The 10,147-nt window shown below is 38.8% G+C and carries 7 protein-coding genes; all 7 read left to right on the forward strand.

The annotated features are described in order from the left end of the window. On the forward strand, positions 1-789 hold a 789-nt coding region (locus AC2JBO_RS38560), incomplete at its 5' end, for a methyl-accepting chemotaxis protein (RefSeq protein WP_496958920.1). Then, a complete protein-coding gene (locus AC2JBO_RS38565) occupies positions 789-1,463 on the forward strand; it encodes a chemotaxis protein CheW (protein ID WP_496958921.1) in 675 nt (224 codons plus the stop codon). The genes AC2JBO_RS38560 and AC2JBO_RS38565, both read left to right, overlap by 1 nt. A gap of 22 nt (positions 1,464-1,485) precedes the next feature. Beyond that, positions 1,486-4,356 (forward strand): hybrid sensor histidine kinase/response regulator, encoded by a 2,871-nt coding sequence (locus AC2JBO_RS38570; RefSeq protein WP_496958922.1) that lies wholly within the window; start codon positions 1,486-1,488, stop codon positions 4,354-4,356. A gap of 145 nt (positions 4,357-4,501) precedes the next feature. Next, positions 4,502-5,920, forward strand: a complete 1,419-nt coding sequence (locus AC2JBO_RS38575; RefSeq protein ID WP_496958923.1) for a cyclic nucleotide-binding domain-containing protein — start codon at positions 4,502-4,504, stop codon at positions 5,918-5,920. 56 nt (positions 5,921-5,976) lie between these two features. After that, positions 5,977-7,014, forward strand: a complete 1,038-nt coding sequence (locus AC2JBO_RS38580; protein ID WP_496958924.1) for a chemotaxis response regulator protein-glutamate methylesterase — start codon at positions 5,977-5,979, stop codon at positions 7,012-7,014. A 51-nt stretch (positions 7,015-7,065) separates the two neighbouring features. Continuing rightward, positions 7,066-8,559: an adenylate/guanylate cyclase domain-containing protein gene (locus AC2JBO_RS38585; RefSeq protein WP_496958925.1), complete on the forward strand. Its 1,494-nt coding sequence runs from the start codon at positions 7,066-7,068 to the stop codon at positions 8,557-8,559. A 249-nt stretch (positions 8,560-8,808) separates the two neighbouring features. Beyond that, complete coding sequence (locus AC2JBO_RS38590) at positions 8,809-9,780, forward strand: aldo/keto reductase (RefSeq protein ID WP_496958926.1); 972 nt, start codon at positions 8,809-8,811, stop codon at positions 9,778-9,780. Positions 9,781-10,147 lie beyond the last annotated feature (367 nt).

Consider the following 10,147-nt stretch of genomic DNA (forward strand, 5'->3'; position numbering starts at 1 on the left):
TCTGGTAGGGAATTGGAAGCGACGGTAACAGAACAGCTTGCTTCAACCAATGAAGTTGCAGCTACAGCTAGGGAAATTGCCGCTACATCTACGCAGCTAGCAAAAACTATGGATGAAGTTGGTCAGTCCTCACAAGCAACTGCTGATGCCGCCGACGAAAGCCAACAAGACTTGGCACATATGGAAACGACTATGCGTAAGCTGGCGGATTCGACGAGTACAATTTCTACTAAGCTGGGAATGATTAGTGAAAAAGCTAATAATATTAATAGTATTATTACGACTATTACCAAAGTGGCAGACCAAACTAACTTGCTCTCCTTAAATGCTGCAATCGAAGCAGAAAAAGCCGGAGAATATGGCATGGGATTTGCGGTTGTTGCTAGAGAAATTCGGCGCCTTGCTGACCAGACAGCAGTAGCCACTTTGGATATAGAGAATATGGTTAGGGAAATGCAGGCAGCAGTTTCTACTGGAGTGATGGAAATGGATAAATTCACCAAAGAAGTAGAACAAGGTGTCGATAATGTCCGTAACATTAGCACCAAACTTGAGTCAATTATTGGAGAAGTGCAAGCCCTCACCCCCCGCTTTGAAGAGGTAAACGAAGGTATGGAAGCTCAATCACAGGGAGCGCAGCAAATAAGTGAAGCGATGATGCAACTTAGTGAGGCTTCTTCGCAAACAGTAGACTCTCTACGTGAAATTAACGGCGCCATTGGACAATTGAATGATGCGGCACATGGCTTACGCCAAGAAATTTCTCATTTTAAAGTGGCAACTAACTAATGATTAACGATTGCTGGAACCAAATTGGAGTTAAGGGTGATCACTCTTGTCGTGAACTAAAAACCGTCACTCACTGCCGTAACTGTCCTATTTATGCTACAAGAGGACGCAGTTTACTAGAACGCGAACCACCTTCAGGATATTTAAATGAGTGGACAAATTTACTTACTCAGAAAAAATCCGTTGGAGAAATTCATCAAGTAGCCCCTATCGGCACTATATCAGTAGGTATCTTTCGACTGGGAGGGGAATTACTGGCATTACCAGCCCAATTACTTACAGAAGTAACACAAATGTGTATTCTCCACACATTACCACACCGTAGTAGCAACATATTTTTAGGTTTGGTAAACATTCGAGGAGAAATTCAAATGTGTGTTTCTCTATCTGCACTTTTGGGTATAGAAACCACAAACGTTAATCGTGACAAAGTTAGCTCTCAAGTATCGGGACGAATGGTAGTTGTGGAAAAAGAAGGAAGTCGTTGGGTATTTCCTGTAGATGAAATTTACGGTATTCACCGCATTCACCCTGATGAATTGGAAAACGTACCTACAACAGTTTTTAAAATGACAGAAAGTTATACAAAAGGAGTCATTAAGTGGCAGTCTCAAAGAGTAAGTTTTTTGGATGATGAACTATTGTTCTACACTTTAAACAGAAAAATTTTATGAAATATAATGAAATCTTAGAACAATGAGCAATCAAGATATAAATAATTGTTCCATGCTCGATTTATTTCGCATGGAAGTAGAAGCCCAAGCAGAAATATTAAACAATAATTTGTTAGCCTTGGAAAATAATCCAACAGCAGCTACGGAACTCGAAGCTTTAATGCGTGCATCTCATTCGATTAAGGGTGCTGCTCGAGTTGTCCAATTGGATGCTGCTGTAAATATTGCCCATGTTATGGAAGACTGCTTTGTTGCTTCTCAAAACGGCAAGATTTCCCTTGATTCCCCAGATAAAGTTGATGTGCTGCTCTCTGGTGTCGATATGTTACTGAGTCTCAGTAAAATTTCTGACACAGAATTAGAAGCTTGGTTAAGCAATCATCAAGCAGAAATTAATAATTTAGTGACAGCAATATCTGTAATTTTAACGGATAATGAATCAAGTACGGAGAAACAAAATCATTTTTACTCTTCCACTCCAATTCCCCCTCCTTCTCCTACACCTACTCCTACTTTAACTATACCTCCGGGTGTTCGCGATTTATCAATGCTGGCTTTGTTTCGCGCGCAAGTAGAAACCCAAGCTACATTCTTGAATCAAAAGTTGAGCGCACTTAAAAGTAATACAGATGCCTCTTTAGAACCCGAATCTTTGATTCAAGCGGCTCATGAAATAAAAGGAATAGGTAAAATTGTTTACATTGATGCTGTTGTCAAAATTGCTAGCGTATTAGAGGAAAGTTTTCTGATGCTTCAGAAAAGAAAAATTCCTCTACAAAGCAATCAAATTGATAATTTACTTCTTGGTATTAGTTGGCTTTTACGTCTAGCCCAAGTTCCAGAAAATCATATTGAGTCTTGGCTGTTGGAACATAATAGTGAAATTGCTGCCTTCACATCCGAACAGCCCAAAAGTGCAGAGGTAAATTCACTGCCGAAGCTAACAACCACTTCTACTCCAATTTCGCAACCTGTAACCGCAACCCCAACACCTCAATTCGCTCTCACTGAGAGTGTTAATTCGAGACAAACGATGGCGAAACCATCAGTAACAAATAGGAGTGGTAATTCTAATCAAGAGATGGCAAAACCATCAAAAGAGAGAAAATCAACATCAGCCAATGAAGACCACTCAAAATCCGCAAATTCTCAATCTGCTGACCGTGTGGTACGAGTCAGCGCCGATAATTTAAATCGTTTAATGGGTTTAGCTGGTGAATCATTGGTAGAGGCAAACTGGTTGCAACCTTTTGCAGATTCTTTATTCAAACTCAGAAACTATCAACTTGAACTCTACGGTTTGCTAGGAAGGTTAGAGGAATCTTTAGCTGATGAACTGCCCGGAGCGCGCGCCCAAAGTTATCTTGCCAGTTCGCGAAAAAAAGCTGATGAATGTCGCCAATTTTTAGCAGATCGCCTTATTGAGTTGGAACTTTTTGCTCGTAGGAGTGCTAATCTTTCAGATCGTCTTTACCGAGAAGTTATCGCCAGCCATATGCGTCCGTTTGCAGATGGGGTTCAAAGTTTTCCTAGGATGATGCGAGATTTAGCGAGACGGTTGGGCAAACAAGTCAAATTTGAAATTGTTGGTAAATCAACTCAAGTAGATCGAGATATTTTAGAAAAATTAGAGGCGCCCCTAACTCACATTTTGCGTAATGCCCTCGACCACGGTCTTGAATCTTCCGAAGAACGCTTGGCTTGTGGGAAACCTGCGGAAGGAACAGTCAGGCTAGAAGCAACCCATCGAGCGGGCATGTTATTAATTACAGTCTCTGACGATGGACAGGGAGTTGACTTAGAACGCTTGCGTCAAAAGATTATTAACAAAGGTATGACTACTGCTGATATGGCAGCTCAACTAACAGAAGCCGAATTAATGGAGTTTATGTTTCTGCCTGGTTTTTCAACAAAAAGTGCGGTTACAGAAATTTCTGGTCGTGGTGTTGGTTTGGATGTGGTTCAAAGCATGGTTCAAGAAGTCGGGGGTATCGTGCGAGCTGTATCCCAACCAGGAAAGGGTATGACTTTTCACTTACAATTGCCCTTAACTTTATCAGTGATTCGTACCTTGTTAGTAAAAATTTCAGGAGAACCTTATGCTTTTCCCTTAGCGCGCATCGAACGTATTGTTAGGATTAATCGCTCTGATATTACGTATATCGAAAACCGTCAGTATTTTAATCTTGATGGACAAAATATTGGTCTGGTAGCAGCGCATCAAGTGTTAGATTTACATGAAACTGTTCTAAATACAGATGAATTATCGATATTAATCATTAGCGATCGTTCTAATCGTTATGGGTTAGTGGTAGATTGCTTTTTGGGTGAACGTGATTTAGTTGTGCGACCATTAGATACCCGTTTGGGGAAAGTTCCGGATATTAGTGCAGCAGCTTTAATGCCAGATGGCTCTCCCGTTCTAATTATCGATGTCGAAGATTTAATCACTTCAATCGACAAACGTCTCAATACCAGACTTTTGAGTAATGTCAATCAAAGTTCAAACAGTACTAGAACCAAAGGTAAACGTATCTTGGTAGTAGATGACTCGATTACAGTACGGGAGGTAGAACGTAAATTACTGCAAAATAACGGCTATCACGTAGAAGTTGCTGTCAATGGCATGGATGGGTGGAATGCTGTACGTACTGGTCACTATGACTTAGTAATTAGTGATATTGATATGCCTCGTATGAATGGCTTTGAGCTAGTTGGTCAAATAAAAAATCATCCGACTTTACACTCTTTACCTGTAATTATTGTATCTTACAAAGACCGTGAATCTGATCGAGTTACGGGTTTAGAAGTAGGCGCTGATTATTATTTAACAAAGAGTAGTTTTCATGATGATACTTTACTAAATGCTGTTGTCGATTTAATTGGCAACTAGCTTAACATAGAATACCTAGTTTTACTATAGGCGCCTCCCTGAAAGGTTACTAATAGCCTTAACCCTCTCGCAAACCGTCCATCAAACATTTGTTAGAGAGATTTTTTCTAAATTCTTTCTAAATTCTATTTTTCTATTTTCAACAATGAACACCATAGTCCAGCAATTTCTATCAGAAGCTTCCCAAACTGTACACAGTATTAATCTCACATTTGGGCAGACTTCTTTACCACTAGAATCAATACTGCAATTGATTGTCTCATTTATTTTAGTTATTATTATATCTAGATTTATTAATAATTTTCTCAAGAATCAATTACTTGTAAGATTTGGAATTGATGAAGGAAATAGAGAAGCACTTTCCTCAATTATTACTTACATTACTGGCTCATTAGGTTTGGTAGTTATTTTAGAAAGTACAGGATTTAATCTAGCTTCTTTAGCTGTGTTAGCTGGTGGTTTAGGAATAGGAATCGGATTTGGAATTCAAAACATCACAGAAAATTTTCTCAGCGGGCTAACTTTACTTATAGAACGTTCTGTTAAAGTAGGAGACTTTATTGAACTTTGGGTATCGGAAGAATTTAAAACACTTCAAGGAACTGTCAAAAAAATCTCTTTACGCTCTACTATTATTCAAACTAGTGAAGGAGCTTGTTTAGTAATGCCCAACAGTAATTTAGTCCAAAAACCAATTCTTAACTGGAAATACGACAATAGCAATAATCAAATTATTATTCCAGTTAAAGTAGATTATGGTAGCGACCCTTTAGCAGTAACCGAAGCACTTTTAAATTCAGCTTATGTTGAAGCATTAGTTCTTAAAGAACCATATCCTAAAGTTATTTTTAATGCTTTATCAGATGGAATGTTAGAATTTGAATTGAGAATATGGGTAAATAATGTAGAAAAAAGAACAGATGTTAGAAGCTCATTAAATTTTATTATTGAGTATAATTTGCGTCAATATGGTATTTCATTATCACACCTGCAAGCAGAAAATAATCAAATGCCATATAAACAGGAAGATTTACAGGAAAAAAATATCCTACCTTTATCTTTGCGAGTTTTATTACGGCAGGTAACTTACTTCCATAATTTTACCGACATTGAATTACGGCAATTAATTGAAAGTGGATATCGACAACGCTTAAGAACATCAACAATTTTATTTAGAGAAAATGACCCAGGTGATGCATTTTATATTATTCTTTCTGGGTCAGTAGAAGTATTTGTAGAAAAGATCAATAAACATCTTACTACCCTCAAAGCTGGGCAATTTTTTGGAGAGTTGGCTTTAATGCTAGCGATTCCTCGCACAGCAACAGTGCGAACATTAGAAGACACAAATGTATTTGTGATTAATAATAAAGGTTTTGAAAAACTTTTAAAGTCACAACCAAATTTAGCAGAAGAAATTGTTCAAGAGTTGGGTAAACATCAAGAGGAATTAGCAACACGCCAAAAACAATTACGAGAAATGGGTTTGGTAGATGCAACAGAAGATGATACTAATCCCGTGGTTTGGGTACGCAATCGTTTGAAGAAAGTCTTTAGCCTGTAGTTCAAATATTCCAAGGTTCATAGGTTCAAATATCTTAATTTATACCGTGATTTATTATGAGAATAGCTATTGTCAATGATATGTCGAACGCTGTAGATGCACTGCGGCACGTCCTAGCTACGCACTCCGAGTATAACATTGCTTGGATTGCTAATGATGGCGCCCAAGCGGTAGCAAAATGTGCAGTAGATACGCCAGATTTGATATTAATGGATTTGCTAATGCCAGTGATGGATGGAGTAGAGGCGACACGCCGAATTATGCTAAACTCCCCCTGCGCGATTTTAGTAGTTACATCCGCCGTTAATGATTATGGTTCCCAAGTCTTTGAGGCAATGGGACATGGGGCACTTGATGCGATTAATACACCTAGTCTTAATTCTAGTGGCAATATGGTTGGGGACAGGGAGCTATTAGCAAAAATTGCCACCGTCGCCAAACTTATTGGCAAATCATCCCGCAATTCCAAATCCAACCCAAGTTCAAACCTTCAATCAAAGCTTCAAGCTCCAAAACCTCAAGTTCCGTCCCTTTTAGTAATTGGGTCTTCAACGGGTGGTCCCCCAGCTTTAGCGACTCTTTTATCTGGACTACCAAAAGATTGTGACGTAGCTATTGCAATTATTCAGCATCTAGATGCCCAGTTTGCTTCTGGTTTGGCGGAATGGTTGAGCAATTACTCACAATTGCCAGTGAAATTAGCTAAAGCTGGTGAGCAGTTTCAAGCTGGCACTGTTGTAATTGCTGGAACAAATGACCACTTAGTATTACAACCTAGTTTAGTGTTTAGATATACTAAAGAACCACGTGATTATCCTTATCGCCCTTCGGTGGATGTTTTTTTTAAAAGCATCGCCCAGCATTGGCCTAACAAAGGTGTAGGGGTTTTACTTACTGGTATGGGTAAGGATGGCGGTGAGGGACTTTTGGCTTTGCGGTCGCGTGGTTGGCATACTATCGCTCAAGACCAAGCCACGTCTGTAGTATATGGTATGCCAAAGGCGGCAGCAGATTTAGGCGCCGCTGTGGAAATTTTGCCAATTAATGCGATAGGCAGAGCTTGTATGAATCAGATATCACGTCTATGCTTGTAAGACTATATAAGCATTTTATCTTAGAACACCTAATTAAATAAAAAACTAGTAATGATTAACTCTATATCATCTTGGAAGGAACACGCAATTACAGTTTTACTTATTGACGACCAGCCGATGATTGGCGAAGCAGTACGTCGAATGTTAGAACCGGAAACTGATATTATTTTCCACTACTGTAACAACCCATCAGTTGCTATTCCTAAAGCCATAGAAGTTACTCCTACAGTAATTCTCCAAGATTTAGTGATGCCAGATATCGATGGTTTACTATTGCTGCGTTTTTTTCGCGCTCATCCAGCAACTAAAGAAGTGCCAATGATTGTGCTTTCTAGCAAAGAGGAACCAAAGATTAAAGCTGAGGCTTTTGGGTTAGGTGCTAACGACTATTTGGTAAAATTACCAGACCGAGTTGAATTACTTGCCCGCATTCGTTACCATTCAAGGGGATATATCAGCTTGTTGCAGCGTAACGAAGCTTATCAGGAAATACAAAGTTACTCAAAAAAATTAGAAAACTCCAATGAACTAATTCGCCAAGTATTTGGACGTTACTTGAGTGATGAAATCGTTGCCAATTTATTAGAAACTCCTGAAGGATTACAACTCGGTGGTGAAAGAAGGAAAATTACTATACTTACCTCCGATTTAAGAGGTTTTACCAGTCTTTCTGAACGATTACCTCCTGAAGAGGTAATTAAAATTTTAAACTTCTACCTGGGATATATGGCTGATGTAATTACTGAGTACCAAGGAACAATTGACGAGTTTATGGGAGATGGGATTTTAGTTTTGTTTGGCGCCCCTACAGTAAGAGTCGATGATGAAGTCAGGTCTGTGGCTTGTGCTGTTGCAATGCAGCTAGCAATGATACCTGTTAACAAACAAATGCAAGAATGGGGATTGCCAGCATTAGAAATGGGTATCGGTATTAATACTGGTGAAGTAGTTGTAGGAAATATCGGCTCAGAAAAACGCACTAAATACGGAGTTGTTGGTAGCCAAATTAATTTAACTTATCGTATTGAATCTTATACAACAGGTGGTCAAATTTTAATTTCTGAATCCACTTTTAACGCCACCAAATCTATTATTAAAATTAACAACGAAAAGCAGGTTACTCCAAAAGGCGTCACTCAACCAATTACCATCTATGAGGTTGGAGGCATTAGTGGAGAATATAATTTATTTTTATCTCAAGTAGAAGAAGAATTTTATCCTCTTGTTGAACCTCTTGAAATTCAATATATGATTTTGGAAAGTAAAAATGTTAGTACTAATATATACTTGGGCGAAATCATCAAACTCTCGGCTAATGGTGCTGAAATATGTATAGTTAAAGACAAAGACAGTGATACACCTCCGGCGCCATTGACTAATATCAAGTTCAATATTTTATCACTAGGGGAAGTTAGTGAGGATATTTATGGTAAAGTCTTAGAAAAAGTCACAAACAATAATAGTAGTTTTTACATTCGTTTTACTTCCAAACCTCCAAATATTGCCATTAAGCTAGATGCTTTATACAAATCTATATCGACGTAGAGACGTGATTAATCACGTCTCTACAACAACATGCGATAATTAAGACGTTTAAATCTGATTTTTATTGTACCTGTGAATCTTCTGGAGCAGCTTTTGGTAACACCGAACGCGCTTCATCATCTGTTACCAAAGGCACACCTAGTTTTTTCGTTGCTGTTTCCTCAGCCATTTTCCGATCTTTTTCACATGCGCTAATATAACAAAGTAGCGGTTGGCACGCTTTGCGGAGAGAACCTTGTGAAGAAATTTATAACAGCAAAAAGAACGCGGCGCAGTTTCTTAATTACAAGTATGGCTGTGGCTGGCTCTGTTGTGGGAGCGAATAGTTTACAATCCCGTAATATTTACAATGCGGCAAAAATACCAGCATCTATACCAGAAAGAGTACTGGGACGGACGGGAGTAAAAGTTCCCCTGCTGGGTTTAGGAGGTGCAAGTACAAACACACCACTAGATAAACAGGACAGAGAAAGTGATGCTTTAGCAATAATTGAAAGAGCGCTTGAACTTGGCATTCGTTATTTTGATACTGCCGCTAGCTACGGAACGAATGAAATTTATTTAGGTAAAGTGCTACCATCTCACCGTTCAAAAGTTTTTTTAACCAGTAAGACTTATGAGAAAGACAGAGATGGAATGTGGCGGGAATTAGAACGTTCTCTCAAACGTCTTAATACAGATTATCTAGATTTATGGCAGTTGCATAGTGTTGCTTTACCTGAACATGTCGAAAAAATCTTTAGTGCAAATGGTGGAATTAAAGCGTTAGAAGAAGCTAAGGAGCAAAAAATTGTTCGGTTTGTTGGTATTACCGGGCATCACGAACCAGAGGCAATAGCTGAAGCAATGCGTCGCTATCCCTTTCACACAACGCTGATTCCAATAAACGCAGCAGATAAACATCACGCGCGTCCGTTCTTATCCTCAGTTTTACCATTAGCTCGACAACAAAATGTGGGTGTAATAGCGATGAAAGTGCCTGCTTACGGGAAGTTATTTCAATCTGGTGGTTTAACAGGAATTCAACAAGCGATGAGTTATACCCTATCTCAACCTGGTGTTCACTGTTGCATAATTTCAGCAGATAACGTGAAGCAATTAGAAGAAAATGTGAAAGTAGCGCGCGCTTTCGAGCAACTAAATAATAATCAACTAGCAGCAATTGAAGAACGGACTGCTAATATTTGGCAGGATAGTACATTTTACCGTGCTTGGACTTGATATTACAGTATTAATTTTTACCACAGAGGCACAGAGAACGCAGAGGTTTTAGAGAAGTTCAAAATCTCTCTGTGCCCTAGAAGTCTCTGTGGTAAAATTCTTAACTTACTAAATAGGAGTAATGCTACTATTCTTAGAGTTAAAGTTTAATAGTAACCGGAGAGCTATTTGTGCCAATTATTCAGAGTACAAGCATAATTGATGGAGAAAAAGTAGATATCTATATAGAGGTAAATACAATTCCCCCTTCTGATGACGGTATTGCTAAATCCAAAATCTAGGCAGTATCCAGAAATACCCCTGGAGCTAGCCAAAGCGCTGGGTGCAAAAGTCGTATTAATTCCAGAGCAAGAAACATGGTCGTAGC

Source organism: Calothrix sp. CBUCES-K 9914, assembly GCF_059640475.1.